The organism is Marinactinospora endophytica, assembly GCF_054780875.1.
This window is the reverse complement of the sequence record NZ_BAAGVM010000005.1, coordinates 276,890-303,063: the sequence shown is the minus strand read 5'-3', so window position 1 is coordinate 303,063 and position 26,174 is coordinate 276,890. Positions and strand designations below refer to the sequence as shown.

Below are 26,174 nucleotides of genomic sequence, written 5' to 3'. Positions count from 1 at the left end.
AGACGGCGTCGGCCCCCTCGCCGCGGCCCGCCTCCAGGGCCGTGCCGGGGGGAGGTCCACGGTTTCGGCCACCAGGTGCGGACCGGGGTCGCCGGTGCCGGGGGCACCGTGGTGGCCGCGGTACCGCTCCTCCCAGCACTCTCGGGCGGATTTCCCGGTCATGCCGTCCTCCTCCAGTCTCACAGCCCGTGACCGCGCTCGCCCATCGCGAGCTCGCCGACCCGCGCCTCCGCCTCGGCCGAGAAAGGGGTCCGGTAGGAGGCGACGGCCTGTCGGGTCTCCTCCTCGACCAGGTCGGCGTTGATCTGGGCGCCGGCGGCGGCACCGGCCGCGGCCGAGGCGCCCACCTGCGCCATCAGGTCGGTGACGTTGCCGGCGGCCCACACCCCGGGCACCTCCGTGCGGCCGGTCGGGTCGGTGGGAATGTGCTCTCCGACCCCCGCCGGGTGCTCGACCGGATGGAGACCGAGCGTCGACAGGAAGCCCGCGCGCGCCACCATCCGCGGGGAGACCGCCAGCGCCTCGCGGCCGACCGTCGTGCCGTCGGCCATCCGCACCCCCACGAGCCGATCCTCGACGACCTCCAGGCGGGCCACCTCGCCGGTCACCACCCGGATCCCCCGGGCCGCCAGCTTCTCCGCCTCCTCGGCGGAGGGCGCCGGCCGGGTGTGGGAGAAGAAGGTGACGTCGTCGCTCCACTGCCGGAACAACAACGCCTGGTGGACGGACATGGGACCGCTCGCCAGCACCCCGATGGCCTGGTCGCGGACCTCCCAGCCGTGGCAGTAGGGGCAGTGCAGCACGTCTCGGCCCCAGCGGTCCCCGAGCCCGGGCACGTCCGGCAGTTCGTCGACCAGCCCGCTGGTCACCAGCAGCCTGCGGGCCCGGACCGAGCCGCCGCCCGCCAGTGTCACGGTGAACCCGTCGGCGTCGCGGGATGCCGTCGCGACCTCTCCGGACACCACGTGGCCGCCGTAGCGACGGACCTCGGCGCGACCGCGCTCCAGCAGCTCGGCGGGGGGAGTCCCGTCCAGGGCCAGCAGTCCGTGCACGCCCGAGGCCGGACGGTTGCGCGGGGCGTCCGCGTCGATCACCACCACCGATCGTCGTGCCCGGGCGAGCATCAGCGCTCCGTTCAGTCCCGCGGCCCCGCCGCCGACCACCACCACGTCGTAGTGGTCTCTCATCTGGTCATTGGTCACTTCGACCACCTCCACGACGAATATGCGGACCTGCGGTGAATATCGCAAAGTTCTTTGCCGCTATGGCAAACTGGCGGTATGGGCGACGACCTGAACCAGGCACTCGACGCGGTCGGCCCCCGGCTGCGCGCGCTGCGCCGGCAACGCGAGATCACGCTGGCGGAGCTGTCCGCGGCGACCGGCATCTCGGTGAGCACCCTGTCCCGGCTGGAGTCCGGTAGCCGTCGGCCGACCCTCGAACTCCTGCTCCCCCTCGCCAAGGCGCACGGGGTCACCCTCGACGAACTGGTCGACGCCCCGCTCACCGGCGACCCGCGCGTCCATCTGCGGCCGGTCACCCGCAACGGCATGACCATGCTGCCCCTGACCCGCCGGGCCGGGGGCATCCAGGCCTACAAGCTCGTGATCCAGGCCGCCGACCGGACGGGCGAACCCGATCCGCAGAGCCACGAGGGATACGAATGGCTCTACGTCCTCAACGGTCGCCTCAGGATCATCCTCGGCGACCACGACCTCGTGCTCTCCCCCGGTGAAGCGGCCGAGTTCGACACCCGCGTGCCGCACTGGTTCGGCCCCGCCGCCGAGGATGCGGTCGAGATCCTCAGCCTGTTCGGCCGGCAGGGCGAACGCGCGCACCTGCGCGCCCGTCCCAAGACGGACCGTTCCTCCGACCGTCTCGACTGAGGCGTCCCCGGGCGGTGGTGGTCGGCCCGCGCGCCGCCGAGGCCCCCACGTTTCTCCCGCTGAACCGGTTCGGCGCCGGAGGCGGGCTCCGCGGCGACCGCGGGGTGGCGCCCACCCGCCTCCACCAGGGACGGAACACGCGGACGGACGGCCTGGCGGCCGCGGAGCCGACCTCCGGAGGCGCCGGGACGCCTTGACGCGGGGGAACCGGTGTGGGGAACATCGGGACGTCGACGACCGTCCCGTCCGTGGGGCGGACGGACCGATCGGCGCCAGAGCCGAGAAAAGGGGTGTCGCCGTGAAGCTGCGAACCTAGCCGCCCGCCCGGAGGGTCCGGGAGTTCGGGCGGCGGTTCCAGAAGGAACGAGATGTCTCGTACGGACAAGACGAAGCCGCTGTGGGTCCGCCACGCGGAGCACCGCCCTCGGCCGGTTCACGATCACCGTTACGGCCCCTGCGACCTGCCGCCGAGGCCGACACGGGAGGAACCGGACACGCGTTGTCGGTGGGAGCACCCCGGCGTGCTGCTGTTCGGCCACACCTGCTGTTCGGGGTGTAACGTGCGCTCCTGCGTGAAGGAGTGGCAGCGGATGACCAGGGCCGACAATCGCCGGGAGCGTTACGCGGGCCGGCGCGAGGCCCACCGTCATCTCACCGGAGAGATCGACGACTGACCTCTCCCCACGTCCATCGTGGCCCGGCCCGTTCCCCAAGGAAGGGGACGGGCCTCTTTCCGGTCTCCGCCATGACCGCGCGCTCGGCCCCGGCGGGCGGGGTGGGCAAGACGCCGAAGGAACCGACGCGCCTCCTCCCGGGTGCGGTCCCGGCTCGTAGAACCTCGGGCCGGCGTTCGCGCGGTGGACGCCGGCCCGGGCCGGCTGCCCACGCGCCCCGTCCACGGGCACGGGCACGGCGCCGGGGATCAGCGCAGTGACACGTCCAACCGACGGATCAGCTCCCCGACCCGCCCGCCACCGGCCGGGGCGGGCGGATAGCGCCGCAAGACGTCCACCACGACGGGACGCGCGCGAGCCCGCGCCCGCGCGATGTGCTCGGCCGCGACGGCGGGATCGTCCCCGGCGGAGAGCTCGAACGCCCGCGCGGCATGGGCCGCCGACCCGAGGATGTGCTTGACCTGCGTGGCCTTCGCCAAGGGATGGAGGAACGCCGCGCCGCACGCGTTGGCGGCCGCGCGCGGCGTCGCTCGCCGCGGCCTGTCCCGTGTCGCGGGTCTCCTGAGCCGCCCGGTGCGCCGCCCAGGCGTTGTCGCGCAGCACCCTGGTCCGCTCGGCTCCGTCCGCGAACGCCTGCGCGGCCTCGATCGCGGCCCGTGGACGCCGGTCGTCGGGGCGTTCACGTTCGAAGATCGCCAGCGCGGGCCGCGCGCACGCCACCGCGTAGCCGGTGATCTCGCGGAGTTCGCAGCGGCTGAGCTCGATGGCCGTGGAGCCATCCGTCATGGCGCGGTCCTTCCATGCGGGGGCCGAAGTCACTTCAACGGTATCTTTGAAACCTCGGTGTGAACTTCTGGGGCGTTTTCCCTCGTGGGTGAGGATGAACCTTAAAACACGGTTGCGGCCTGTCGATCTGGCGCGTGAGCACGGCCTGTCCACGCAGGCGGTGCGCAACTACGAGGAGGCCGGATTCCTGCCTCCGGCCGAGCGTTCACCGCACGGCTATCGTCGCTACACTCCGCGCCACGCGGCGGCGCTACGGGCGTTTCTGGCCTTGATCCCCGCGCACGGTCACGCGACCGCGGGGGCGATCATGCGGGCCGCGAACAGCGGCGCCGTCGAGGAGGCGTTGCGGCTCATCGACGACGGCCACGCGCAACTGGCCGAGGATCGGCGCACGCTGGAGGCCGTGGAACGGGCGCTGGACGATCCGATGCCGCCACGCGAACCGGCGGAGCCGGGGGTGACGTTCATCGGGCCGCTGGCGCGCAGGGTCGGTGTCCGCCCGGCGACGCTGCGCGCCTGGGAGCGGGCCGGACTGGTCACGCCCCGCCGCGACCCGCGAACCGGGTACCGGATCTACACCTCCGCCGAGGTGCGCGACGTACTGCTGGCCCACCAGCTACGGCGGGGCGGGTACGGGGTGGAGCGGATCGCGCTGGTGGTGGAGCGGGTGCGGGCGGCCGGCGGACCGCACCCGCTCCAGGCGACGCTGGGGGAGTGGCGCGACCGGCTGACGGCGCGGGGCCGGGCGATGCTGGCGGGCGCGGCCGCGCTCGACACCTATCTGGGGACGCCGTAGCGCGACCCGCGCGTAGACGGTGCCGTCCCGTTCCTCGGCGCCGGGACGCGCCGGGCGCCTCCCCGAACCGGTGGAACGCGGAGAAGGGAGGCGGGCGGCATCGGCCCGGCCGGGGCCGCCGGTCTTCCGGGACCTGGCCCTGCCGTCCGACCGGTCCCCGCGCGCCGACAACCGGAAGGCCGCGACGCGCAGGCCCGCATGGTGAGCCGAGCGGCGGATCACCCGGTCGCGGCCGGCCCGGCTCGGCGGTGGACCCCGGCGACCGACCGCCAGGTCCGCGGCCGGGACCGTCACGCGGTCGGCCCTCCTGTGGAGATCCCGTGCCCCGGGGCGCCGGACCGAGCCGGTGGCCCGCCGTGTCCGGAACGGGTGCCAGGGGGTTGTCCCCGGCCATGCGGGGGCGGGGCGATTCCGCGGCCCGGCGAGCGTGGAGTGGGGGAGCACCGTCGTCGATCCACCGTCGTGGCCTGGTTTCCCCGCCGGCCCTCGCGCCGTCCCTCCCGTGTGGACCACCCTGTCCCATCCGGCCAGCCCATCCTGAAGTACTAGATCATTTTCCTAAACACATTAGGCTCCTGTATAGTCATTTATGGAAGTTGGGGGAAGTGTTATGCCACGAGCGGGACTCACCGTGGAACGACTGACCAGAGCGGGGGCGGAGCTGGCCGACGAGGTCGGCTTCGACCAGGTCACCGTCTCGGCGCTGGCCAGGCGGTTCGACGTCAAGGTCGCGAGCCTGTACTCACACCTGAGGAACTCTCAGGACCTCAGGACCAGGATCGCCCTGCTCGCCCTGGAGGAACTCGCCGATCGCGCCGCCGAGGCCCTGGCCGGCCGGGCCGGCAAGGACGCCCTGACGGCCCTCGCGAACGTCTACCGCGACTACGCCCGCGAACACCCCGGACGCTACGCCGCGGCCCAGTTCCGCCTGGACCCGGAGACGGCGGCCGCCAGCGCCGGGGTCAGGCACGCCCAGATGACCCGGGCGATCCTGCGCGGCTACGACCTGGCCGAACCGGAGCAGACCCACGCGGTCCGGCTCCTGGGCAGCGTCTTCCACGGTTACGTGTCCCTGGAGATGGGGGGAGGGTTCAGCCACAGCGCGCCCGACACCCAGGAGACGTGGACACGGACCCTGGACGCCCTCGACACCCTGTTGCGGAACTGGCCCGCTGCCTGACCGTGACGCGCGCCCGGCACGGCCCCGTGCCGACGTGGCGAACCAGAGCGACCCGAACGATCTCGAACAGCAGGCGACACGATGCACATCACCACACCCGTCACCACCGATCTCCTCCGCGGCGCGCTCGACCTGGAGCACACCGAACGCGGTGTGCTCCCACACCGGTTGCCCTCCTGGGCCCGGGCCCAGTGCGCCGACCCGCAACTGGCCATGGCGGAGTCCCAGCCCTCGGGGGTGCGCCTGGCCTTCCGCACCAGGGCCACCGTCGTGGAACTCGACACGCTTGCCACCAAACGCGCCTACGTGGGCGCCCCTCCCCGCCCGGACGGCGTATACGACCTGGTCATCGACGGCCGTCTCAGCGACCAGGCCGTCGTGGACGGCGGAAACACCCTGTCCATCGACATGGTCACCGGCAGCGTCGAGAAACGGCCCGGGCCGGCCGGCACCGTGCGGTTCGCCGGTCTGCCCGACCGCGTCAAGGACGTCGAGGTCTGGCTCCCGCACAACGAGACCACCGAGCTCCTCGCCCTGCGCACCGATGCCCCCGTCGCGCCCGTGCCGGACCGGGGGCGGCGGGTGTGGCTGCACCATGGCAGTTCGATCAGTCACGGCTCCGACGCCGCCAGTCCCACCACCACCTGGCCCGCACTCGCCGCGTCCCTCGGCTCCGTGGAACTGGTCAACCTCGGTCTGGGCGGCAGCGCCCTGCTCGACCCCTTCACCGCGCGCACCATACGGGACGTCCCCGCCGACCTGATCAGCCTCAAAATCGGTATCAACATCGTCAACGTGGACCTGATGAGGCTGCGCGCCTTCACCCCCGCGGTCCACGGTTTCCTCGACACCGTCCGCGAGGGGCACCCCACCACGCCCCTGCTGGTCGTCTCTCCGATCCACTGCCCCACCCACGAGGACACCCCCGGCCCCGGCGCCCCGGTCTTCACCGACGGGAAGGTGGAGTTCCGGGCCGTGGGCGACCCGGCGGAGCGCGCCGCGGGCAAGCTGACGCTCACCGTCATCCGCGGGGAACTCGCCCGCATCGTCGAGCAGCGGGCCGCCGACGATCCGAACCTGTACTACCTCGACGGCCGTGACCTCTACGGCGAGGCGGACTTCGCCGAGCTGCCGCTCCCCGACGGGCTCCACCCGGACGCGGCCACCCACCGCCGCATCGGCGAACGCTTCGCCGACCTCGCTTTCGGCGCCGGCGGTCCGTTCGCCCCCCGGCACCCCTGAGGGGAGCACCGCGAAATCCGGGGGAGCGGCGTTTCGAAGGCGCCGCCCCTTCCCGCCCGACGGCGCGACCGGCCGATGGGCGCCCCCGCGCGTCCCGTTCGAAGCCGTCTGCCCCGGCCAAGCGCGGTCCGGTGGACGGGGTGGGCAGAAGGGGACCGCGGTGGTCTGCGACGCCCCACGGGGCGAAGGCGCCTGCCGCCGGCTCCACGGCCGTGGCCGGGAATCCCCTTCCCCCCGACGCCCGGTGGCCTCCCGCCACGGCGCGATGCCGTCACCGCTGCCCCGGACCCGTCCACGGAGCGTCGTCCCGGGGTGCAGGCCGCCGGCACCGGTGGTGCTGGCACCGAAGGCGCGAGAACCCCGTCGCCACGGTCACGCCCCCGCCCCGGCAGGTGCCGGAGGACGGGGGCGGGGCTCACCCGTGTCGGCCGACCACGCCGCCGGCGAACGGCATCGCCCGCCACTGCTCGATGGACGGTTCCAGGTATCCCAGCAACGAGGGAAGCTGCGAAGTGAGCGTGAGACAGGCGATGACCCGCAGCATCCCCACGGCGTTCACGAAACCCAGGACGTCGCCGTTCAACGTCCTCATGCCGTTGCGCCGCGCGCCACGGTCGTAGGCGGATTCGAGGGCGGGGCCGAGCGCGGCCAGGTCCCATTCGACGGGACCCAACGTGACCAGCTCGAAGTCGGAGTAGAGGTCCCCGTCCACCCCGGGGAAGATGTTCGCGGGCGGAGAGTCGCCGTGGACGGGCTGGACGTCGATCCCCGGAAACGCCTCCTCGAACGCCGCGCGCGAGCGGACGAGGGGTTCCAGAACCTGCCACTCTCGGCGCGCGCGGTCCAGATCATCCGGGCCGATGAGGTCGCGACGCTTGTCGAGCAGGGTGAGGCTTTCCGCGACGAACTCGGGTTCGGCCGACGACAGGAACGACAGCCGGCCGGGGTAGTCGCGCATCGCGGCGTGCAGGTCGGCGACGCTCTCGGAGTTCGCCTCGTAGTCGGGCTCCCCCTCCCGCCTCTCCTCGACGAACCGCCAGAACGTCATCGAGAACCCGTCGCGCTGAACAGGTTCTCGGGGCACGAGGGGGCTGGGAGGGATCACGGGAGTTCCCCGCGCCGCGAGCCACCGCGTCACGTCCAGTTCCGCCCGCTGGCGGTGCGCCAGGGAGGCGAGGTCCGTGCAGTGCGGCAGGACGGTGGGCACCCGGGCCACGACCGGTGAGGGGGCGAGGTGGACGACGACGGAGAAGAGGTCATGGAGCACCACGGCGTCGGTCACGGCGAGCCCGAGATCACGCCCCGCCCCGACCGCGGCGTCGACCGCGGCGGAGGTGCGGCGGGCGATCTGCGATGGTGTCACGGAATCGGTCATGGGGTGATCGTTCCATGCCGCGGCGCGGGAGTGACGGCGGCTCCCGGGGCGCGGTACTCACCGGTTCGGGTTCCTCGGCGCCCCGACGAGCCGTCGAACGCCGGGGGCGAATCCCGGGGCGTGTTGTCCCGGCCGTCTCGGCGGGCTCGGACGGCCGGAGGACACCGCCGGGTCCACCCCGGCCGACACCTCGATCCCCTCACCCCCAGGTGAGGGGATCGAGGTGGAGGTAGAACCGTTCCCGGTCACGGTCGAGGACGAGGCCGTACCGATCGGCGAAGTCCTTCTCGGCCGCCTCCGCCTGCCGTTCGTCGTCCCACCTCTCCCGGGCGGTGGCGAGGAGGAGCGCGATGTCGGCGTAGGGGTCGGCCCGTCCGAGCCGCCCCAGGTCGATGAAGCCGGCCACGTCCAGGGTCTCCGGATCGAGGATGATGTTGGGCAGGCACAGGTCCCCGTGGCAGACGACACTCTCGTCGGCCTCCTGCTCCAGGCGGTGTCCGAGCTGTGGCTCCAACCGCGCGAGCAGCCGCTCGGGTGGGGTCCGCTGCTGTTCCACGGGCAGGAACTCCGGGTTGACCGCGCCCCGCGCCACAACGTCACGGGCCGCGGCGAACATGCGGGTGAGGTCCCGGGAGAACGGACAGCGGGACGGGGGAAGGTCGTGCAGCCGGCGTACGGCGTCCGTGATCGTCCCCCACGCCGCCCGGAGCCTCGAAGCGGAGAGGGTGTCGGCGCCCACTCCCCGGACGGCGCTGGTGACCAGGCAGGCCCCTTCGTCGGTGGCCCGCCAGTCGAGCACGCGTGGTCCGGGAACCGCCTGCGCGCTCAGCCACTCGACCCGATCGCGCTCCGCCTCCAACGAGACCGCCTGGTCGCCCCGGACGCACTTGGCGTACCGCGACCCGTCAGCGGAGCGGAAGACGGCGGCCCCCGACTCGCCCACCGTCACCGCCGTCCAGCCGTCGCCGGGCAACCGCGCCCACGGGGGAGGGACCGATTCGACCATGGCCGTCAGCCTAGCGCCCAAGCGTCCCGCCTCGACGGTCGACGTGGGAACCCGCGACCCCCTCGACAAGGGGGGAGCGGTCGTCCGGTCGGCCTCGACCGTGGTGAGGCGAACCCTTGACGTCCGCGTGCCGACGTTTCCCGCCCGGTCCCGATGACGCAAGGACTCCCGGGTTCCTCCGATTTGGGGAGAACACCGCCCGAGCGTCCCCCTCACAGCACCGGCCAGGCGGAGCGGGCGTGTTCGAGCGGTCTCGCCCCGCTCACCGATCGGCCCGGTCTCAGACCCACGCCGGCGCCGCGGTGGCCGCCTGGAGTACCGGAGCCGTCGCGGCGGGACGGGCGCGGCCCTACCCGGCCGGCGGTCCAAGGCGACGCGAGTGGAACAGCGCTTACACGCCTGTCGGGCCGGCACCGCCGCGTTTCCACGGCGTGGTCGGTGTCCGCACCGTGTTCGGGAGGGTCTCCTCGCCCACCGCTGAAGCGGTGTCCTGGGGCCGCGCCCTGGAGGCCGGCCCCAGGCCGGGGCGGCGCCGCCGACCTGCCGTCCGTCTCCTGCGGGGCCACCTCGACCAGCGATCGAGTTGGTGTCGGTGCCCGGTTTGGGGAAGCGCCCACGCGGCCCGCCCATCCGCGCGCAATGCCCTCACCGTGGCCGTTCGCCCCCGGGCCCGGGCAGCGCCCATCTTCGAGGCGGGCCTTCTCACGTGGGAACCTCCCTGCCGGGACCAGGAGGGGCATCCCGGTCAACCGCCCTGGAAGGCCGCTCCCGGATCCGACGCCGAGGTGGGGAGGAAGCCCTGGAAGACCCACGTGTAGCGGTCGTCCTCGCTCTCGGGGCCGTAGAGCGCGCGGGGGGTCTCGTCCTCGCCCTCGGGCTGCTCGGGCACCCCCACCCCGTCCGGCACCAACAGCATGACACCCAGCTCGTCCAGCGGGACGCCCTCGATCTCATTGCGGTTGTAGACCTTGTCCAGGCTTTTTCCGGCCCAGTAGGGCGGACCGCCACGCAGGCGGATGCTCACGTAGTCGTCGGTCATGTCTGCCATGAAGCGATCCTGCCGCGCTCGACGTCGGTCCGCAGGCGTTCCCGGCAACGAGGCTGGCCGATCCCGGCCGGGCGAGCACAAGGCGGACGCGAGGTGCGCCGACGCCGGTCCGGCGGTCTCGGGTCCTCCGCCGTCGAGGAGCGGCCCGGGTTCTTGGCGGCTCCCCGCCCCGCGTGAGGCGGGCGCGGCCCCGTTGGGCCTGGGGGCGGACCATCAACGGAACCCCGTTCCAAGGGGTTCGCCTCTGCCCGCGGCATCTGGGGCATGGCGGTGGGGTTCCGCGCAGATGAGCAGGCGGGGAGGTCAGGGGGCTCGGGGGCGTGACCGCAGGCCTTGCCGGCGAAGACACGGGTGTCCCCGGCCGCAGGGAGGGGGCGAGCCGACGTCGAGCGCTGACCCTGGGGAGAGCCGGGCGTGCCCGATCAGCGCCCCGCCGACGGCCGGGGCGAGCGGGTCATCGGGTGGGACGAGGACGGCGTCCAACCGGAGAGCGCGGGAGAAACGCCGCCCCCGCTTGTCGGACACCCGGGGTTTCCGGCCACGTTTTCTCGACGCTTTGCCGATGCTCGACCTGCCCGCGTCGATCGTTTCCGAGGGCGAAGAGCGGTTCTTCCACCAGCCGCCGGCCCAAGCGCGCGTCACGGGCTGCTTCGCGGATCGCCGAGGCTTCGGGAAACCCGGGCAGGATAGAGTCGATCCGTCCATGTGATCACCGACGCCTTGGGGTCGGTGCGCCGAGGAGCCGTCAATGCGCCGCTTCGATTCCACGTACGCGGCGCGGCTCGCCGCCTATGAGACCGTGGCCGCTCGTCTGTCGTTGTCGAGCGACCGGCGGCTCGGTGACGTCGTGGCGTCGGCCGCCGCGGTCGGATCCGGCATCGGCGGCAGGTCCGCGGAAGTGGACATCGACGGGACGCGGGTCTTCGTCAAGAGGGTGCCGTTGACCGACGTCGAGGCCCGGCCGGAAAACGTCCGGTCCACGGCGAACCTCTTCGGCCTGCCGTTGTTCTACCAGTACGGAGTGGGGTCGGCCGGGTTCGGTGCCTGGCGGGAGCTGGCGGTCCATACCATGACCAGCGCCTGGGTCCTGGACGGGGAGCACGAGGGGTTCCCCCTGATGTACCACTGGCGTGTCCTGCCCGATTCCCCTCCCGAGGGTTTCGTGGACGAGTTCGGCGGCATCGACGGCGCGGTCGCCCACTGGGAGGGCTCACCGGCCGTGCGCGAACGGCTGGAGGCCATCGGCCGTTCCTCCCACAGCCTGGTGCTTTTCCTTGAGCACGTGCCGCAGACCCTCGGCGCGTGGCTGAGCGAACACCGGGAGAACGCGGCGCCGGCCGGTGCCGGCTCTCCCTGTCCGCGGGTGGAGGACGCCTTGGCGCGGGGAGCGGCGTTCATGAGCTCTCACGGGCTCGTGCACTTCGACGCCCATTTCAACAACCTCCTGACCGACGGACAACTGATCTGCTTCGCGGACTTCGGACTGGCGCTGAGCTCGGACTTCGAGCTCTCAGCAGCCGAGAGGCGGTTCCTTTCGGATCATCTCGCCTACGACCGCCACTACATCGCGAGCCATCTGCTCCACCACCTCGTCGACCGCCTTCGGGGCGATGTGGAAAGAGACGTGTTCCTGCACAAGTGGAGCGCGGGGCGCAGGCCCGGCGGTGTTCCACCGGAGACCGCGGCGATCATCGAGCGGCATGTCCGAAGCACCGTTGTCCTGGACGACTTCCACCGCCGGCTGCTCACGAAGAGCAAGCAGACACCCTTTCCGGCCGCCGAGCTCGACCGTGCCGCGGCCGCCGGGGCAGCACGCGGTTGAGGGATCCGGATCTCCCTCCTCCTGAGAGGTGAGGAGGCCGGGGACCGGGGCCGACGGATCGCCGAGGCGGATGAGGACACGGCCGTCGTCTTGAACGATGTCGTCGCCGGCCAGTGGGGTGATGCGGATCAGGCGGAGGGCGGCGCCGGGCATGCCGCGGCCTGAGCGCGCGGTAGCCCACCGTCTCATCGAGGACGCGGTGCAGGGGTTCGAGGCGGCGGTGTCGGGCGGGCCGCTGCCCTCCGGTGATGGTCGGGCGGGGGAACGTCGGCCGCGAGGAGAGCGGGCCGCTGTCGCACGCCCAGGCCCGGCCTTGGCGCGGGATTTCGTTCCGTTGCTCGCGCACCCCCAGGTTGGCGGGGAGTTTGCCCCCGGCTTGGCATGGGCCGACGGGGCCGCAGGGAACGACCAGGCATGTCGCCTGTCGTGGTGGAAGGGGGCACGGGCATGCCGGGCAGCACGGACATCCTCGCGGGTCTGAGCCGGATCGGACCCGAGCTGGAGGCGTTGTACAGGGACCTGCACTCCCATCCCGAACTCGGCCACGCCGAGCATCGCACATCCAACCGGGTCGCGCGGCTGCTGACCGACTGCGGCTACGACGTGCGCGACGGGATCGGCGACACCGGAGTGGCGGGTGTGCTCGCCAACGGCGACGGGCCGGTGGTACTGGTCCGGGCGGACATGGAGGCCCTCCCGATCGAGGAGCGGACCGGCCTGTCCTATGCCAGCGCCACCACCGCGCCCGGGGAGGGAGGCACGCCACAGCCGGTCATGCACGCCTGCGGGCACGACGTCCACGTCACCTGCCTGCTCGGCGCCGCCCGGCTCATGGCCGAGTCCCGCGACGCCTGGAACGGCACCCTCGTCGCGCTGTTCCAGTGCGCAGAGGAAACCGGCGACGGCGCCGACGCCATGGTCGCCGACGGCCTGACCGACCGCGTTCCCCGTCCCGAGGTGTGCCTGGCCCAGCACGTCCTGCCCATGCCGGCGGGCCGTGTCGGCACCCGATCCGGCCCGGTCCTGTCGGCGGCCGACAACTACCGGATCACCGTACACGGGCGAGGCGCCCACGGCTCACAACCACAGGCGAGCGTCGACCCGGTGGTGATCGCGTCGATGATCGTCGTGCGGTTGCAGACCATCGTCTCCCGCGAGATCGGCATGCTCACCCCCGCCGTGGTGACCGTGGGCAGCGTGCACGCCGGCACCAACCCCAACAACGTCCCCGAGTCCGCCAGGATGGAGATCAACGTCCGCACCTACGACGAGGACACCCGGGCGAAGGTGCGCGCGGCCATCGAACGGATCGCCAAGGCCGAGTGCGCGGCGGCGGACACGCCGAAACCGCCGGACATCGAGCGGTTCGGCGGCTTCCCGCCGACCGTCAACGACGAGGCGACCACCGGGAAGGTCGCCCGCGCGTTCGCCCGGCACTTCGGCGACCGGGCCACCACCCTCGACCCACAGACCGCCAGCGAGGACTTCAGCGAGATCCCGAAAGCGTTCGGCGTGCCCTACACCTACTGGGGCATCGGTGGCACCGACCCCGACCAGTACGCTCGGGCGGCGAAGAACGGCACCCTCGACAGCGACGTCCCGGTCAACCACAGCGCCCGGTTCGCCCCGGTGGTCCAGCCCACCATCGACACCGGCGTGCGGGCCATCGTGGTCGCCGCCGCGCAGTGGCTCACCCGTGCTCCGTGACGTCCCCACGGGCGCGATGGGAGCGGACCATCGGCCCCGGGCGGCGGGCGTCATCGTGGGCGGACGCCCCCGAGGACTCCGGAAAGGCCGGCCCGACGGGATGGCGGGACAGCCGCGAAGCACCGGCCACGACGGGACCGGACGATGGCGTTCCGCCCGTACCTCGACGAAGCGCGCCGCCGGTTTGACCCTGACGCTACGTCAGTTTCTAGCATCGGGCCCATGCCGATCACTGTTCTCGACACCTACTCCGTCATGAGGCGGATCCTGCTGGCCCCGGCCGCAGACCGCGTCGACCTGCTGCGTTCGATGCTGGAGCCCAGCAGGGGGATGTACCGCTACCAGCCCGGTGAGGTCGACCTGCCGGCCGTGCACGTCGAGACGTCCGGGTTCCCCATCGACCGGGACGAGGAGCGTTGCCTCGACGCGCTCGAAACCCTGGCGGCGGCCGGGGCCTGGGAGCGGATGCAACGCGCCTTCGACGACGCTCTCGCCGTACTGCTGGAGGCGACACCGGGGCTGGAGGATCCGGACATCACCGTGCTGTTCGTGCTCGGCGATCCGGGGGACGAACACTTCATGGGTCCCTGCCAAGGCGTGACCGGGTTCGGCGGCATCTCGGGCCACATCGCGATCACGCTGTGGCCCTACCCCGAGAACGTGGAGCGGCTGGAGGCCACCTGCGTGCACGAGCTCCACCACAACCTGCGGTTCGGCCCCGGCGGGGTCGTGTGGGACCCGATGTCCGTCACGGTCGGCGAACACATCGTCTCCGAGGGGCTGGCCGACGCCTTCGCCCGACAGCTCTACGGCGACGAGCTCGGCCCCACCCGCATCGGTGTACCGCACCTGCGCGACGACGAGGTCTTCGCCAAGGTACTCACCGGGCTCGACGTGACAGGCATGCAGAACTTCACCGCCTGGGTGCACGGCGACCCCAGCGCCGAGCGCTTCGGCCTCACCCCGGTGGGACTGCCGATGGGCGCCGGGTACGCCGCGGGCAACCGGTTGGTCGACACCTACCTGGCGGTGACCGGGCAGACGGCGGCGCAGGCCCTGCACGCCGACAGCTCGGAGATCATCGCGGCCACGCTCCGCCGCAGGTGACGCCGGAGCGGTGGAGCGGACGGTCCAGGAGCCCGTGACGACGGCGGGCAGTCGCGCCACCAGGATCGCTTCGGGCTTCCTGGACTGTCCCCGGGGTGCCGAGAACGGCTCCTGGTCCGACCCCACGGCGGTCGCCCGGCAACAATCGGACCTGGCCGTGCACCGGCTCGGCATGGGTGTGCGGCCATCACCGAGGGCCTGGCCGACAGGGGGGCACCAAGGGCGCTGTGCTCACAGTGCCGCCCGGCGGCAAGGTCCCGGGATCCACGAATCGGCGATGACGGCGCCGTAGCCGTCCGCGATCGCTCGGCGCCGCCCGCCCGCGCCGGAAGGTTCGAGGTGGTGAGCGAGCTCGGCGCGTCGAGGGCGTCGTCGGCCGAGGAGACCGTGCCGCGGTGGCGTGGTGTGGCCGCCCGCCGATCCTCCTTTCGGATCCGGGGTGTCGGCGTCTTGGAGGCCAGGCCCTGACGGGCCGGCGCGGCCGACCTCGGCCACCCGAGGCGGCCCCGCCACCGCAGGCCCGGCCCGGGACCCGCTGTGCCGACTCGCTCGATCCGCCCAGCCGAGCTGCGGAGACACCGGTTCGGGCGAGACCTCGCCCCGGTCGGCGGCCGGCCTTCCATCCGGGCGGCCCCCCTTCCCGAACCGGGTCCAGGGACTACCCGGCGGATCACGTGATCACTAGGCTCCGGGAATGGACCGAGTCACCGACATGCCTGGGACTCCCGCCCGGGCCGCGCGTCCGGGCCAGGCGAACGACTACGACGGCTTCGCCGAGGCCTATATGGCGGACAACGAGAACAACCTCCAGAACGCCTACTACGAGCGGCCCGCGATGCTGGCCCTCGCCGGTGAGGTGGCCGGCCGCCGGATCCTGGACGCCGGCTGCGGCGCGGGCCCCCTGTCCGCTGCTCTGCGCGACCGCGGTGCCGACGTCACCGGCATCGACGCCAGTGCCGGAATGCTGGCGTTGGCCAGGCGGCGGCTCGGCGATGATGTGGACCTGCGCGTATGCGACCTGAGCGACCCCCTCCCCTTCCCCGACGGGGCGTTCGACGACGTGGTCGCGTCACTGGTCCTGCACTACCTGGAGGACTGGGGGCCGACGCTGGCCGAGATGCGGCGCGTGCTCAGGCCCGGCGGCCGGCTGATCGCCTCGGTGCACCACCCGTTCGTGGACTACGCGATCCAAGCCCCCGGCCCGACTATTTCGCGACCACCAGCTATATCGAGGATTTCACGTTCAGCGGACAGCCCGTCACGCTGAAGCTGTGGCGCAGGCCGTTGCACGCGATGACCGATGCCTTCACGGCCGCCGGTTTCCGCCTTGCCGTCGTCAGCGAGCCGCAGCCCGATCCGGCCGCCCGCGAGCTGTTCCCCGACGACTTCCACGCCCTGTCGACCGGGATCGGTTTCCTCTTCTTCGTCCTTGAGGTGCCGCCGTCGCCCACGCCTTAGAACGACGAGCCGGTCGCAGATCATGAGCGGAGCCGGAGGTCCGGCGAGGCGACGGTGAGGTGAGACGGGCGACGAGCCCGTTCAGCGCCCGCGGGGTTCCGATGACGCCTCCGGCTCCCTCATGGCCGCCGCTGGATTCGCCACCGTTTCCCCTATCCAGCGTCTGGTGACGGAGTGAGCCGAACGCGCCGGGGCCCCAACCTCGCCTCCTCGATGAACATCGGCATGTTCAACCTCGGCAACGCCATCGGTGCCCGGTTCGGCGGCTACGTCATCAGCGCGGGACTCGGCGACAGCAGCCCCAACCTCGCCGGAGGGCCGCTCGCGTTCGGCGCCCTCATGGTCGACCCCCTCATCCGGCTGCCATCCAAGAAGTCTCTCAGCGGACAGCGACATCCGGTCATCGAACAGGTGTGTTGAGGCTCTCGGCGTCGTGCCTCTTCCGCGCAGGCTACGTCCGATGAACGGGAGCCGGTCCGTCTGGCGTTCATCGGCCTGGTCCGGGTCAGCACCGACGAGAAGAGAGACCAACGGCGGCATGCGGCTTGGGCCAGATCGTTCGAGAAGAAGACCAGCGGCGAGCTCGCCGCGTCGCGGACCGGTCCGCGCTGTCGCGCATCCGTGAGGGGACATGCTGACCGTCCACGAGTCGATCGCCCGGGCCGCAACCCATCGGAGGGGCTGATCGTCTTCAGTGACCTGCTCCAGCGGGGGATCGCGGTCGAGGTGCGGGAGGGCGCCGTGGCCGATGGGGCGCACGGGAAGTTCCACCGCGGGTGGCTCCCGTGGGAACAGGTCGTGGCGGGGCCCTGCTCATCGCCGAACCGAAGCCCGGCTCTCCACCGCTGATTCCTCCCGCGCTCGGCCTTCCCATGGGCGGGGGGCCGAGCGCTGCTGCGACCACCTCGTCGCGCGAGCGGACACCCCCCGCCAATTTCGTTTCGTTAACAACGTAATGAAGCTACTTAATACGTTAACCTCAAACGTTAGCACCTCCGAAGGCATGGGATTTCTGGCCTCCGATAAGTGAACCTTATCGGAGGCTTAGAACGAGTATTAATACAAAATGGCCAGCGGAAGGGGATTACGTTTGCGGGGCCCATCCCCGCGAGGGTGGGGCGGGTGCGGCACCCCAGAGAGGGGGCGTCCAAGTCCACCCCACAACGAAGAGGGCGATCCCGCCCGACCTGGCCGACTCGGACCTGGACGAGGGGGTGTCCGGTGGGACGCTCCGCGCGACGCGCTCCACGAGAAACGAGGAGGCCTCCCCGAAAGGGGAGCATTGGACATCCGTTCAACTACACTGAGCAATGAATGGACACGGACGGTGACAATGCTTCTATATGGCCCTGAGGGCGAGTTGGAGGGAGTGTCGTCTCGTCAGGATCTATGACACCGGTCCGTGCAAGAAAAGCCGTCAGCGTCGATTCTGTGGCGTCAATTTTCGGTACAACCTGTCGTGAAAATTACGCAAAACGTACTTAACGGACAAGAAGTTGGCGGAGGGGACGGCGCCGCGACGGTGACTCCGACGTCCCTCCTGGTCGGCAGGGGGCCTGGGGAACGGGGGCCGGCGACGGACAGGATGCTCTCTCCCGCCTCGAAGCCCCTTCGGTCCGGCTCCCAGGGAAGGGGATTGCTCCGCCCGGCGGTTTCCCCGGTGCTTGGGCGCCGCCACGTGATCGGGGATGGTGCCGGACCAGGGGCGCCGCCCCGGGTGGAGGAGCCCGCGATGCTCTCCATCCCGGACCACCACACCTCGGGTTGCCGCCGTACCGAAGGAATCCTCCCCGTGAATCACCAGCCGGTGATTCGTACCCGACCGCGTAACAGTCCACGGATTCCCCGCCCTGTCCCGGCCCTTCGGGAGAACCGGATCCGGACGTGACCGTGCTGCTCGACCCGCTCGACACCCTCCGTCATTCGCATGCCATGTCTTCAGCGCAGACACGGCTTCATCCGCGATCCCTCCACCGTGGGACAACCGACGCTGGGCTACCGGAGCGTCATGAAAGGACACGAATGAGGTCCGCTCTGGCATGTCAGCAGCGCCCTGCGCGCACTCGTGGATTCCGGCTTATCTGTCCGCGCCTTCTCGGGGCCGGACGGGCCGGTGAATCCGGCGGACGCGGACCGCCGGAGCCGAGGCGGCGAATCGGACGGGCTCCGTCGAGGAGGAAGGTGACCGCGCTGGTCATGGCGCGCGCACGTCAGTCGGTGATGATGACCTCGCGGTGGATCCAGGCGGGATCGTGGACCGCGTCGTGCATGAAGTGCCCGACGTCGGCGCGGCTGATCCGGGGAACCCCCTTCATCTCGATGTGATCGCCCACGCGGTAGGCGCCCTTGGCCGGACCGTTGGTGAGGGCGGTGGGGTAGACGATCGTCCAGTCCAGTCCGCTCGCGCGGATGGTCTTCTCGGAGAGGGCCTTGTTGGCGTAGATGTCGCGCAGGAACGTCTTGTACATGGCCTTCTGAAGGGGCGCTGCCGATTCGTATGTGGCGCCCACCCCGTACGACGACATCCAGACGAGGCGGGAGACCCCGGTCTTCTTCGCCACCGCGTCCACCGCACTCGCCGCTCGCGTGAAGAGATCATTGGCGCGGATGGAGGTGCCGCGGCCGATGGTGGAGATGACCGCGTCCTGGTCGGCCATCGCCTTCGCCAGGTCGTCGGCCGACGTCGCGTCTCCCGCGACGACGGTGACGCGCCCCGCCAGGGGAGCGAGCCTCTCCGGCCGGCGGGCGAGGACGGTGACCGTGTCGCCGTGTTCGAGCGCGCGTTCGACGACATGCTTCCCTGTGTGGCCGGTCGCCCCCAGGATCAGCAGCTTCATACCCGTGTCCCTCTCTGCGCCCGAGCATCGCGGCCTTCCAGGAAGGCGACACCCGCCAAGCGGACAGCTGTCCGGCTGACCGGAGCGTAGCGGACGACTGTCCGCCTGACAAGGACGCCCAGAGGGACGACGTTACCGGAGGGCGCGGGGTCCCGCCTGGAGCGCTGCCATGACCAGATCGAGGAGCCGCTCGGCGCGGGCCTCCCACCGCTCATCGGGGGCGATCTGCCACAGGCCGGAGACCAGGATGACGAAGTCCTCGACCGTGATGTCCGGCCGGATGGTGCCGGCTCGCCGATTCGCGGCGAGGAGGGTCTCGATGGCCCCGATGACCAGGGCGTACCCCGGGCGGGCGGATGTGTCCTCGGCGCCGTCCGTCTGACGTGTCACGCCGCCCAGGCCGGCCTTGGTGAGCGCGAAGCGGGCCAGCTGTGACATCCACGCCCGCAGCGCGCGGTCGGGCTCGGTCGCCTCGGTCAGTTCGTGGGCGGAGCCGACGAGCCCTTCGACTTCGCGCTGGTGGACCGCCCAGAGAAGGGCTTCCCGGTCGGGGAAGTGGCGGTACAGGGTGCCCTGGCCGACCCCGGCGCGTTTGCCGATCGCGCTCAGTGACACGTCCGCGTCGCGTGCGAGCTCCACGACGGCGGCCTTGAGAATGCGCTCCCTGTTGCGCTGCGCGTCAGCGCGCTGCACCGCTTCGCCGGCTCGGGTCATGTCTCATCCTCCCGGTACAAGCGGACGGCTCTCCGTTTGTACTGTACGCCCACGCCGGAGAGTGAAGGAGGCGATCTGCCTGGCCGCACCTGGAGACCCCGGTCTCGTAGGAGACGGCCGGCGCTGTGACCATGCGGGGCCGGTGGGACCACATGGTCGGCCGCGGCCGTGCCGTCCACCGTGGTAGGGATCGTCCTGGCCGAGGCGGAGAGGGGTTGACGCGATCGACCGCGAGGCGGTGATCCGGCTATCCAACACACTCCTGACCTCGGTCCAGGGCCACGCCCCCGAGGACCGCCTGCGCGTCGAGGCCGTCTACGACGAGGAACGCGCCATCCTCAAGATCATCGTGCTGAGGGCGTTCGGCGCCATGTCGGAGGTGCTGAGGAGCATCGGCACGCTGATCGGGGACGCGTCCGCTCCACGGGCTCCCGCGCCGGTGGTGGAGGGTGCGGCCCGCCCACCGGCCGGGGTGGCCACGCTCCGGCTCCCGCGGGAACCGCGTCCACCAGGTGTTCCGCGAGGTCGGCCGGTCGAGCATCCCGGGATCGAGAGGCGATGAGCGCGGGGCAGACGCTCAGAGGGAACGCTCGGGGAAGGTGACCTTCGTCAGCTCTTCGGAGACCTCCCACAGGCGGCGCGCCACCTCGGTGTCGCGCGCCCGCGCCGAGCGGCCGACCGGCTTCGGGGCGCCGCGTCCCTCCCGGAAGCCCCCCGGGCCCACGTAACCGTCGCCCGGCATCTCCGCCACGGCCGCGTAGAGCGTCGGAAGGGCCCCGTCCTCGTCGCTCTGCGTGAAAAGCGCGATCGCCGCCTTCTGCGCGAGGTGGACCGCGCGTCGCCGGCCGTCGGGTCTCAGCAGGTTCGTGGCCGCTACGCCGGGGTGCGCGGCGGTCGCGATCACCGGTGAGCCGACGCGGGCGAGCCGTCGTTGGAGTTCGGTCGTGAACAGCAAATTGGCCAGCTTGGATTGTGCGTAGGCGGCTATCGCGCGGTAGGGCCTGTGCTCCCAGTTGAGGTCGCCGAAATCGATCGCGCCCACCCTGTGCCCGTTGGAGGAGACGGTGACGACCCGCTCCCGGATCCGTGGCAGGAGCAGGTTGGTGAGCGCGAAGTGTCCCAGGTGGTTGGTCCCGAACTGTAGCTCGAAGCCGTCGGCCGTGCGGGAGAGCGGCGGGATCATGACCCCCGCGTTGTTGATCAGCACGTCGACGGGCTCGGTGAAGTTCTCGGCGAACGCGCGGACCGAGGAGAGGTCGGCGAGGTCGAGCGGCCGGACCTCGACGTGGCCGGTCATCGTGGCGGCGGCCGCGCGGCCCTTCTCGGGGCTGCGCACGGCGAGCACGACGCGCGCCTCCCTGGCGGCGAGGACACGGGCGGTCACGCGGCCGATCCCGCTGTTCGCGCCGGTGATGACGACGGTGCGTCCCGCCAGGGAGGGGATGTCGGAAACGGAGAATGTTGTCATGGACTACAAAGTAGTCAGCGAAAACAAAGTAGTCAATGCAAACATGACTGCTATCGTAGATCCCATGGCAGACGTGACCCAAGGGCGGCCCTACCACCACGGAAACCTCCGGGCCGCGCTGCTCGACGCGGCCGAGCGCGTCCTACGGGAGCGCGGCGTGGACCAGTTGTCGCTGCGCGAGCTGGCCAAGGAGACGGGCGTCAGTCACGCCGCGCCGCGCCGGCACTTCCCGGATCGCCAGGCACTGCTGGACGCGCTCGCCGAGGCCGGATTCGCCCAGCTCGACACCGCGTTGCGTAGCGCGCTGGCGAACGCCGGCGACGACTTCCCGGCTCGTGCGCGGGCCGCCGCGACGGCCTACACCCGCTTCGCCACCGAGAACGCCGCGCTCCTGGAGCTGATGTACACCAGCAAGCACCGGCCGGGTGCGACACGGATCGTCAAGGCGGCCGAAGCGCCATTCGGGCTGTTGAACGCGCTGATCGTGCAGGGGCAGGAGCGAGGGGAGCTCCAGGCGGGCGACCCCGAGCGGATCGGGATCGTCCTGTTCGCGACCCTTCAGGGCATCGCCTCGATCATCAACGGCAATATCGTCAAACCGGAACTGCGCGACGGACTCGTGGAGGCCGCGGTCGACCAGTTCTTGCGGGGCACCCGCCCGCTTCCGTAGAACCCGCCCGCGCAGTGCCGCGGCCGGGCGTCGTCAGGGCGAGGGCCCTAGCGCGCGCTCCGCCACCGTTGTCCCGCGGGCCGCCGCCCACGCGCGCCGTTGGAGCTACTCTCCCCCGGCGCCGTTTCGGCGTGCCGGTTTCCCGTTGGGGGTCCGGGAGGCCGGGACGGAGACGTCGACGCCGTGGTTCCACCGGGTGGGGCCGGTGGCGACCTCGGCGGGCCTCCGCGTCACCACCGGCCGGCCCCCTGCGGGTAAGGAGGGCTCAAGGCGTCACGGGCCGGCAGGCGATACCGGATCTCCCGGGAGGAACGGGAGATCTTCACCGGGACACCCGTGACCGGCCGCGCCCCCGGGCGGGCGCGAGCGGGTCGTCGAGCAGCACGGGAGAGGAGTCCACGCCCCGAGCGTACGGAGAACGGTCCTGGTCACGTTGTCGTACGCCTGGCCTTCTCGACACTCCAGCCCCTGCCCAGGCCCCTTCCAGGGCGGTCGAGGGGGAGTGTTCAACGAATGATCGACATTCGGACACGCACAGGGCTTCGCGCTCAGTCACTGACATCACGGAGGGCGTTACCGGCACAACCCTGACCGGCCCCTCGGGGGCGACGGCGGTCCTCCCGATCTCGGCCCCGGTCCAGGTGAGAGGTTCCGCTGTCTGACTGTGTCCCACGCCACTGACTGACCATCTGGGCATTTTGGTCAGTTGGTTCTACTGTGGGATGGGCAGACTCCGAGGAAGGGACGCAAGACATGACGGGCACGAGTGGCAAACCGCGGGCGCTGGTAGTCGGGCTGGGTATCGCCGGGGCCGCTGCGGCGCTGCGGCTGCACCAGATCGGCTGGGAGCCGGTCGTGGTCGAACGCGCCCCAGGGCGGCGGTCGGGCGGCTACTTCGTCGGTGTGTTCGGCACCGGCGTCGCCACGGCCCGGCGCCTGGGGGTCCTGGAGCAGATCGGTGACCGCACCGCCCCTGACACCGTCGGCTACGAGGTCGACCGCGCCGGCAGACGCAGCAGGGGGATGTCGTACGACGAACTGCCCGGACACCCGCGGCTGGTACTGCGCGGCGACATCGAGAGCGCCCTGTTCGAGGCCCTGCCCCAGGACGTGCAGATCCGCTATGCCACCGTGCCCGTGCACATCCGCCAGGACACCGCGGCCGCGCACGTGACCCTGCACGACACCGCTGCGGGCACCGAGACCACCGAGGCATTCGACCTGGTCGTGGGCGCAGACGGGATGCGCTCGACCGTGCGCCGCCTGGTCTTCGGCCCTGACGCCAACCACCTGCACGCCCTGAACTACATGATCGCTGCCACACTCATGCGCGGACCGTTGGAGGGCTTCCGCGCCCAGGACGCCGTGGTGCTGGCCGAACCGGGCCGCTCCGCCTGGACCTTCGCCTTCGGCGACCACGCCCCGGGCCTGCTCTTCTCCTGGCGCACTGGCGACGTGGACGCCGAGTTCGCCCGTCCGGCCGTGGAATCGGTGCGCGCCGCCTTCGGCCCCGAGCCCCCCGGCCCGATCCTGGGCCAGTTGATGGAGGAGCTCGAGCAGGCCGACGACTTCCTCTTCGACTCCGTCCACCAGGTGCGGATGAGGCAGTGGCACCACGGCCGCGTCGTGCTGCTGGGCGATGCCGCCTGGTGCCTGACCCTGTACTCGGGCATGGGAGCCTCCACCGCCATGGCCGGGGCCGAACTGCTGGGCACCATGCTCGACCGCCACCCCGACGACCTGGGCCGGGCCCTGGACTCCTGGCACAAGCGCCTGTCGCCCTTCATCGCCTACCAGCTCAAGAGCGGTATGCAGATGCGCCAGCTCTTCACCCCCGGCGACCGGTCCCAGCAGCGTCGGCGGGCTGCGATGATGCGACTGAGGAACGCGCCGCTGATCGGCACGGTCCTGCAGAAACAGATGTCCAGGAGCGAGGACTTCCGGATGAAGGCCCTGGACATCGCCGCACCCTGACAGCTCTTCGGGCCCTGCCCGCGGTCCAGGAAGGACGATCCCCATGCCCCAGCCGGTCGAGCACGACTCACCCAAGGCCGCCCGGATCCTCAGCGCCACCCGCGAGCTGGTGTTCGACCATGGGATCCGCAAGGTCACCATCGCCGAGATCGCTCGTGCCGCCGGGGTGGGCAAGGGCACCGTGTACCTGTACTGGGCCACTAAGGAGGACCTGCTGCTGGACCTGGTAGGCCGCGAGCTGGTGGAGGGCCTGAACCAGGTCCGTCGAGCCCTGGAGGCCGATCCCGGCCTGGTGCGGCCCGGACGCCTGACAGCTCTGCTGCTGCACACCATGCTCGTCCCGCTGTTGAACCAGCGCCTGCAGGCCGGCGACGAGGACGCCCTGCGGTTGATGGCTTACCACACCGACAGCAGGGACGTCTTCGCCCGGGCCGCGCCCGAAGCCCTGTGCACAGCGGTGCTCGATGTCCTGCGCCAGCACGGTCTTGTCCGCAAGGACCGGGCCCTGAGCGACCAGGCCTACGCGCTGCACGCGCTGCTGAAAGGGTTCTTCGCGGTGCAGACCACCGCCGTTTTCACCGGACCGCCCCTCGACCGCGACCCCGGTCTGGTCCTGGCCGAGACGGTCACCACGCTGTTGGAGGGCGACTCCGAGCCCGGGGAGGCGGTGCTGGGCGCGGCCGCCGAGGAGGTCCTGGCCGTCTTCGACCGGGTGTGCGCCGACATCGTCGAGCACCTGCGGTCGCTGGCCGTGGGAGCGCCCCGGGGTTGATCACGCCCACGCCTCCTGGGTTCAGGTCTGTCTAGAGGGCCCTGTTCTCCCGAAGCTGCCACGGAGTGACGAGTAACATTGTGCAATCAGAGTGAGGCTCAGGCAGGAGTGGCGAGGCGGGGCCCGGGGACCTCCTCGGCCTGAAGGGCGGCGAAGTCGGCGTGCGCGGCCTCGATGGCTTCCGGGTACGCCACCCGCTTCTCGTGCTCGGCGAGTGCCCGGTAGATGCTGGCGAGCTGGACGAACAGCTCCACCGGCGAGTCGGTGATCTCCGTCTCCCGCACATGGCACAACGTGGCCAGCAGCGTGTACCGCACCGGACCTGCCACCGCCCGCAGGTCCGAGGGGTACTCCTTCGCCGTCCGTGCCCGCCAGGCCGCGACCAGCTTCTCCGACATGTCCCCGAACAGCTCCGGCGGCAACTCCAGCGCCCGCACCCGCTGGAGCTTGTTCACCTCCGCCAGGAGGCTGTCCAGCCCCAGCGCGCCCGGGTCTGCCTTCAGCTCAGCGAAGAAGGTGCCCCCGCCGCCCGCGCTCTCCTCGCCCGCGCCGGTGTCCTCAGCGATCAGATCGTCCAGCCGGGACCGGGTCGCCGCCGACAGCCGCCCCACGGTGGCCGCGCAGAACCGTTCCTCGAAGGTGCTGACCGCCGACCCCACCAGCCGGGCGATACGCCCCGGCGTCGGCGGCTCCAGCCGGTTCTTGCGGCAGCGGGCGACCATCGCTTCCGCCAGCCGGTCCCGGTTCAGCTCCACCCCGCACAGCTCGACCGCCGGCCAATCGGCGAGCTGGGCCTGGTCCTCCTCGCTGCACTCACGGAAGCCGAACGCGCCCCGGATCTCCATCCGGTGCCGCTTGATCGCCCGCCCTGCCCAGTCGTACGCGGCCCACTCCTCCACGGGCACCTTCACCTGCTGGGCGACGTAGGACACCGCCGGCACCGGGATCTCCCCGGCGTCCTCCGGAAACCGGGCCTCCACCTCGAAGAACTTCAGTAACAGCGCGAACCCCGACCGGTTCGTCCCCGACTTGTTCCGCAGCCGCTCCTGGTCCTCCTCCAGCAGCGTCCAGGCCTCGATCAGGTCCTCCGGCTCCCACTCCTGCCGCACTCCGGTCTCCTTCCGGTCGTCATGACCGGACCAACCTCTCCGAGCACGACCCCCCGACAGGCCCAGAAGATCCAAACCCCTGACAAGCCCACCCCTGATCCGCTACAGAGAGCTCCTTGTCACTTCGCGGCAGCTTCGGGAGAAGAGGGCCGAGACCGGTTCGACGTGGTCATCGACACCATCTCCGCCCCCCACGACCTGGCCCCACCCACGCGTGGTCGCCGTGGCCGGCACCCTCAGCCACCTCGGCCACCTGGGGCCGGGTGAACACCACCGACCTGCTCATCGGCCGCAAGAGGCTCGGCTCCGCCGGCAGTGGCGGCCGCCCGTCCACCGCCGCCATGTTGCGCTTCTGCCCCGAGCACGGCATCACCGCCGACATCGAACTGCTGCCATCGTCCCAGGTGAACACGGCCCTTGACCGCCTGGGGCGCAACGACGTCCGCTATCGCTTCGTGCTCGACATGTCCGACCTGGACTGACCGGCCCGCATTCGAAGCAGGCCGGACACCGGCGTCCCCCTCACGTCCCGCGCGGTGATCT

24 protein-coding genes and 2 pseudogenes are annotated in these 26,174 nt (G+C 71.4%); 16 read left to right on the top strand and 10 right to left on the bottom strand.

The genetic code is table 11. From position 1 onward, the window contains the following. Positions 1–179: 179 nt before the first annotated feature. Complete coding sequence (locus tag ACYVHU_RS12145; RefSeq protein ID WP_432941759.1) at positions 180–1,187, bottom strand: NAD(P)/FAD-dependent oxidoreductase; 1,008 nt, start codon at positions 1,185–1,187, stop codon at positions 180–182. A 93-nt stretch (positions 1,188–1,280) separates the two neighbouring features. Here ACYVHU_RS12145 and ACYVHU_RS12140 point away from each other — a divergent pair, with 93 nt between their 5' ends. Further along, positions 1,281–1,886, top strand: a complete 606-nt coding sequence (locus tag ACYVHU_RS12140) for a helix-turn-helix domain-containing protein (protein ID WP_078761129.1) — start codon at positions 1,281–1,283, stop codon at positions 1,884–1,886. 521 nt (positions 1,887–2,407) lie between these two features. Further along, a complete protein-coding gene (locus ACYVHU_RS12135) occupies positions 2,408–2,560 on the top strand; it encodes a hypothetical protein (RefSeq protein WP_235000870.1) in 153 nt (50 codons plus the stop codon). A 248-nt stretch (positions 2,561–2,808) separates the two neighbouring features. Here ACYVHU_RS12135 and ACYVHU_RS12130 read toward each other — a convergent pair whose 3' ends face one another. Beyond that, positions 2,809–3,039 (bottom strand): hypothetical protein, encoded by a 231-nt coding sequence (locus ACYVHU_RS12130; RefSeq protein ID WP_498948404.1) that lies wholly within the window; start codon positions 3,037–3,039, stop codon positions 2,809–2,811. 103 nt (positions 3,040–3,142) lie between these two features. Next, positions 3,143–3,346, bottom strand: a pseudogene (locus ACYVHU_RS12125) (putative immunity protein); the annotation flags it as partial. A gap of 94 nt (positions 3,347–3,440) precedes the next feature. On the opposite strand from ACYVHU_RS12125, the gene ACYVHU_RS12120 reads away from it, so the two are divergent. From ACYVHU_RS12120 to ACYVHU_RS12110, 3 genes are all read left to right on the top strand, one after another. Continuing rightward, on the top strand, positions 3,441–4,142 hold the full coding sequence (locus ACYVHU_RS12120; protein WP_432940617.1) for a TioE family transcriptional regulator: 702 nt from the start codon (positions 3,441–3,443) through the stop codon (positions 4,140–4,142). A gap of 610 nt (positions 4,143–4,752) precedes the next feature. Beyond that, entirely contained in the window at positions 4,753–5,322 is a 570-nt protein-coding gene (locus ACYVHU_RS12115) for a TetR/AcrR family transcriptional regulator (protein ID WP_498948403.1), read from the top strand. Positions 5,323–5,403: 81 nt separating this feature from the next. Further along, on the top strand, positions 5,404–6,564 hold the full coding sequence (locus ACYVHU_RS12110; protein WP_078761137.1) for a GDSL-type esterase/lipase family protein: 1,161 nt from the start codon (positions 5,404–5,406) through the stop codon (positions 6,562–6,564). A 415-nt stretch (positions 6,565–6,979) separates the two neighbouring features. Here ACYVHU_RS12110 and ACYVHU_RS12105 read toward each other — a convergent pair whose 3' ends face one another. The 3 genes from ACYVHU_RS12105 to ACYVHU_RS12095 all read right to left on the bottom strand — a co-directional run bounded on the left by ACYVHU_RS12105 (position 6,980) and on the right by ACYVHU_RS12095 (position 9,993). Further along, positions 6,980–7,939: a phosphotransferase gene (locus tag ACYVHU_RS12105; RefSeq protein ID WP_078761138.1), complete on the bottom strand. Its 960-nt coding sequence runs from the start codon at positions 7,937–7,939 to the stop codon at positions 6,980–6,982. A gap of 199 nt (positions 7,940–8,138) precedes the next feature. Further along, positions 8,139–8,945, bottom strand: a complete 807-nt coding sequence (locus ACYVHU_RS12100) for an APH(3'') family aminoglycoside O-phosphotransferase (RefSeq protein WP_078761139.1) — start codon at positions 8,943–8,945, stop codon at positions 8,139–8,141. Positions 8,946–9,690: 745 nt separating this feature from the next. Beyond that, complete coding sequence (locus ACYVHU_RS12095; protein ID WP_498948402.1) at positions 9,691–9,993, bottom strand: hypothetical protein; 303 nt, start codon at positions 9,991–9,993, stop codon at positions 9,691–9,693. 562 nt (positions 9,994–10,555) lie between these two features. Between ACYVHU_RS12095 and ACYVHU_RS12090 the strand changes: the two genes are divergently transcribed. The 6 genes and pseudogenes from ACYVHU_RS12090 (at position 10,556) to ACYVHU_RS12065 (ending at position 16,507) form a co-directional block, all read left to right on the top strand. After that, complete coding sequence (locus ACYVHU_RS12090; protein WP_159457235.1) at positions 10,556–10,702, top strand: hypothetical protein; 147 nt, start codon at positions 10,556–10,558, stop codon at positions 10,700–10,702. A gap of 39 nt (positions 10,703–10,741) precedes the next feature. Beyond that, on the top strand, positions 10,742–11,815 hold the full coding sequence (locus ACYVHU_RS12085; protein ID WP_498948400.1) for a protein kinase family protein: 1,074 nt from the start codon (positions 10,742–10,744) through the stop codon (positions 11,813–11,815). A gap of 447 nt (positions 11,816–12,262) precedes the next feature. Continuing rightward, the gene (locus ACYVHU_RS12080; RefSeq protein WP_498948399.1) at positions 12,263–13,522 is read left to right on the top strand and encodes a zinc-binding metallopeptidase family protein; all 1,260 of its coding nucleotides are present in this window, start codon (positions 12,263–12,265) and stop codon (positions 13,520–13,522) included. Between the two features lie 222 nt (positions 13,523–13,744). Then, the gene (locus tag ACYVHU_RS12075; protein ID WP_078761143.1) at positions 13,745–14,629 is read left to right on the top strand and encodes a DUF2268 domain-containing putative Zn-dependent protease; all 885 of its coding nucleotides are present in this window, start codon (positions 13,745–13,747) and stop codon (positions 14,627–14,629) included. Between the two features lie 694 nt (positions 14,630–15,323). Then, positions 15,324–16,087 (top strand): annotated as a pseudogene (locus ACYVHU_RS12070) (class I SAM-dependent methyltransferase). A gap of 174 nt (positions 16,088–16,261) precedes the next feature. Next, a complete protein-coding gene (locus ACYVHU_RS12065) occupies positions 16,262–16,507 on the top strand; it encodes an MFS transporter (RefSeq protein ID WP_144390038.1) in 246 nt (81 codons plus the stop codon). Between the two features lie 1,790 nt (positions 16,508–18,297). Here the strand turns inward: ACYVHU_RS12065 and ACYVHU_RS12060 are convergent. Further along, complete coding sequence (locus ACYVHU_RS12060; protein ID WP_078761145.1) at positions 18,298–18,924, bottom strand: NAD(P)-dependent oxidoreductase; 627 nt, start codon at positions 18,922–18,924, stop codon at positions 18,298–18,300. A 132-nt stretch (positions 18,925–19,056) separates the two neighbouring features. Then, positions 19,057–19,638 (bottom strand): TetR/AcrR family transcriptional regulator, encoded by a 582-nt coding sequence (locus ACYVHU_RS12055; protein ID WP_078761146.1) that lies wholly within the window; start codon positions 19,636–19,638, stop codon positions 19,057–19,059. Positions 19,639–19,876: 238 nt separating this feature from the next. On the opposite strand from ACYVHU_RS12055, the gene ACYVHU_RS12050 reads away from it, so the two are divergent. Continuing rightward, the gene (locus tag ACYVHU_RS12050; RefSeq protein ID WP_432940600.1) at positions 19,877–20,200 is read left to right on the top strand and encodes a hypothetical protein; all 324 of its coding nucleotides are present in this window, start codon (positions 19,877–19,879) and stop codon (positions 20,198–20,200) included. Between the two features lie 15 nt (positions 20,201–20,215). Here the strand turns inward: ACYVHU_RS12050 and ACYVHU_RS12045 are convergent, their stop codons facing one another. Next, positions 20,216–21,106 (bottom strand): SDR family NAD(P)-dependent oxidoreductase, encoded by an 891-nt coding sequence (locus ACYVHU_RS12045; protein WP_498948395.1) that lies wholly within the window; start codon positions 21,104–21,106, stop codon positions 20,216–20,218. A 64-nt stretch (positions 21,107–21,170) separates the two neighbouring features. On the opposite strand from ACYVHU_RS12045, the gene ACYVHU_RS12040 reads away from it, so the two are divergent. The 3 genes from ACYVHU_RS12040 (at position 21,171) to ACYVHU_RS12030 (ending at position 24,522) form a co-directional block, all read left to right on the top strand. Continuing rightward, complete coding sequence (locus ACYVHU_RS12040) at positions 21,171–21,776, top strand: TetR/AcrR family transcriptional regulator (protein WP_078761149.1); 606 nt, start codon at positions 21,171–21,173, stop codon at positions 21,774–21,776. A 753-nt stretch (positions 21,777–22,529) separates the two neighbouring features. After that, positions 22,530–23,750 carry an FAD-dependent monooxygenase gene (locus ACYVHU_RS12035; RefSeq protein ID WP_078761150.1) on the top strand — a complete coding sequence of 407 codons (1,221 nt, stop codon included), beginning with the start codon at positions 22,530–22,532 and terminating at the stop codon, positions 23,748–23,750. A gap of 43 nt (positions 23,751–23,793) precedes the next feature. Further along, positions 23,794–24,522 (top strand): TetR/AcrR family transcriptional regulator, encoded by a 729-nt coding sequence (locus ACYVHU_RS12030; RefSeq protein ID WP_078761151.1) that lies wholly within the window; start codon positions 23,794–23,796, stop codon positions 24,520–24,522. 98 nt (positions 24,523–24,620) lie between these two features. Here ACYVHU_RS12030 and ACYVHU_RS12025 read toward each other — a convergent pair whose 3' ends face one another. Then, positions 24,621–25,631 carry a DUF4158 domain-containing protein gene (locus tag ACYVHU_RS12025; RefSeq protein WP_498948392.1) on the bottom strand — a complete coding sequence of 337 codons (1,011 nt, stop codon included), beginning with the start codon at positions 25,629–25,631 and terminating at the stop codon, positions 24,621–24,623. A gap of 263 nt (positions 25,632–25,894) precedes the next feature. Between ACYVHU_RS12025 and ACYVHU_RS12020 the strand changes: the two genes are divergently transcribed. Continuing rightward, the gene (locus tag ACYVHU_RS12020; RefSeq protein WP_235000872.1) at positions 25,895–26,113 is read left to right on the top strand and encodes a hypothetical protein; all 219 of its coding nucleotides are present in this window, start codon (positions 25,895–25,897) and stop codon (positions 26,111–26,113) included. The last annotated feature ends 61 nt before the right edge of the window (positions 26,114–26,174 follow it).

Excerpts from the sequence above, each read along its gene's own strand:
- ACYVHU_RS12030 (WP_078761151.1), top strand. The coding sequence starts at position 23,794 with ATGCCCCAGCCGGTCGAGCACGACTCACCCAAGGCCGCCCGGATCCTC.
- ACYVHU_RS12095 (WP_498948402.1), bottom strand. The coding sequence starts at position 9,993 with ATGGCAGACATGACCGACGACTACGTGAGCATCCGCCTGCGTGGCGGT.
- ACYVHU_RS12035 (WP_078761150.1), top strand. The coding sequence starts at position 22,530 with ATGACGGGCACGAGTGGCAAACCGCGGGCGCTGGTAGTCGGGCTGGGT.
- ACYVHU_RS12140 (WP_078761129.1), top strand. The coding sequence starts at position 1,281 with ATGGGCGACGACCTGAACCAGGCACTCGACGCGGTCGGCCCCCGGCTG.
- ACYVHU_RS12055 (WP_078761146.1), bottom strand. The coding sequence starts at position 19,638 with ATGACCCGAGCCGGCGAAGCGGTGCAGCGCGCTGACGCGCAGCGCAAC.
- ACYVHU_RS12100 (WP_078761139.1), bottom strand. The coding sequence starts at position 8,945 with ATGGTCGAATCGGTCCCTCCCCCGTGGGCGCGGTTGCCCGGCGACGGC.
- ACYVHU_RS12085 (WP_498948400.1), top strand. The coding sequence starts at position 10,742 with ATGCGCCGCTTCGATTCCACGTACGCGGCGCGGCTCGCCGCCTATGAG.
- ACYVHU_RS12145 (WP_432941759.1), bottom strand. The coding sequence starts at position 1,187 with ATGAGAGACCACTACGACGTGGTGGTGGTCGGCGGCGGGGCCGCGGGA.
- ACYVHU_RS12090 (WP_159457235.1), top strand. The coding sequence starts at position 10,556 with ATGCTCGACCTGCCCGCGTCGATCGTTTCCGAGGGCGAAGAGCGGTTC.
- ACYVHU_RS12060 (WP_078761145.1), bottom strand. The coding sequence starts at position 18,924 with ATGAAGCTGCTGATCCTGGGGGCGACCGGCCACACAGGGAAGCATGTC.
- ACYVHU_RS12115 (WP_498948403.1), top strand. The coding sequence starts at position 4,753 with ATGCCACGAGCGGGACTCACCGTGGAACGACTGACCAGAGCGGGGGCG.
- ACYVHU_RS12040 (WP_078761149.1), top strand. The coding sequence starts at position 21,171 with ATGGCAGACGTGACCCAAGGGCGGCCCTACCACCACGGAAACCTCCGG.
- ACYVHU_RS12045 (WP_498948395.1), bottom strand. The coding sequence starts at position 21,106 with ATGACAACATTCTCCGTTTCCGACATCCCCTCCCTGGCGGGACGCACC.
- ACYVHU_RS12080 (WP_498948399.1), top strand. The coding sequence starts at position 12,263 with ATGCCGGGCAGCACGGACATCCTCGCGGGTCTGAGCCGGATCGGACCC.
- ACYVHU_RS12110 (WP_078761137.1), top strand. The coding sequence starts at position 5,404 with ATGCACATCACCACACCCGTCACCACCGATCTCCTCCGCGGCGCGCTC.
- ACYVHU_RS12105 (WP_078761138.1), bottom strand. The coding sequence starts at position 7,939 with ATGACCGATTCCGTGACACCATCGCAGATCGCCCGCCGCACCTCCGCC.
- ACYVHU_RS12120 (WP_432940617.1), top strand. The coding sequence starts at position 3,441 with ATGAACCTTAAAACACGGTTGCGGCCTGTCGATCTGGCGCGTGAGCAC.
- ACYVHU_RS12075 (WP_078761143.1), top strand. The coding sequence starts at position 13,745 with ATGCCGATCACTGTTCTCGACACCTACTCCGTCATGAGGCGGATCCTG.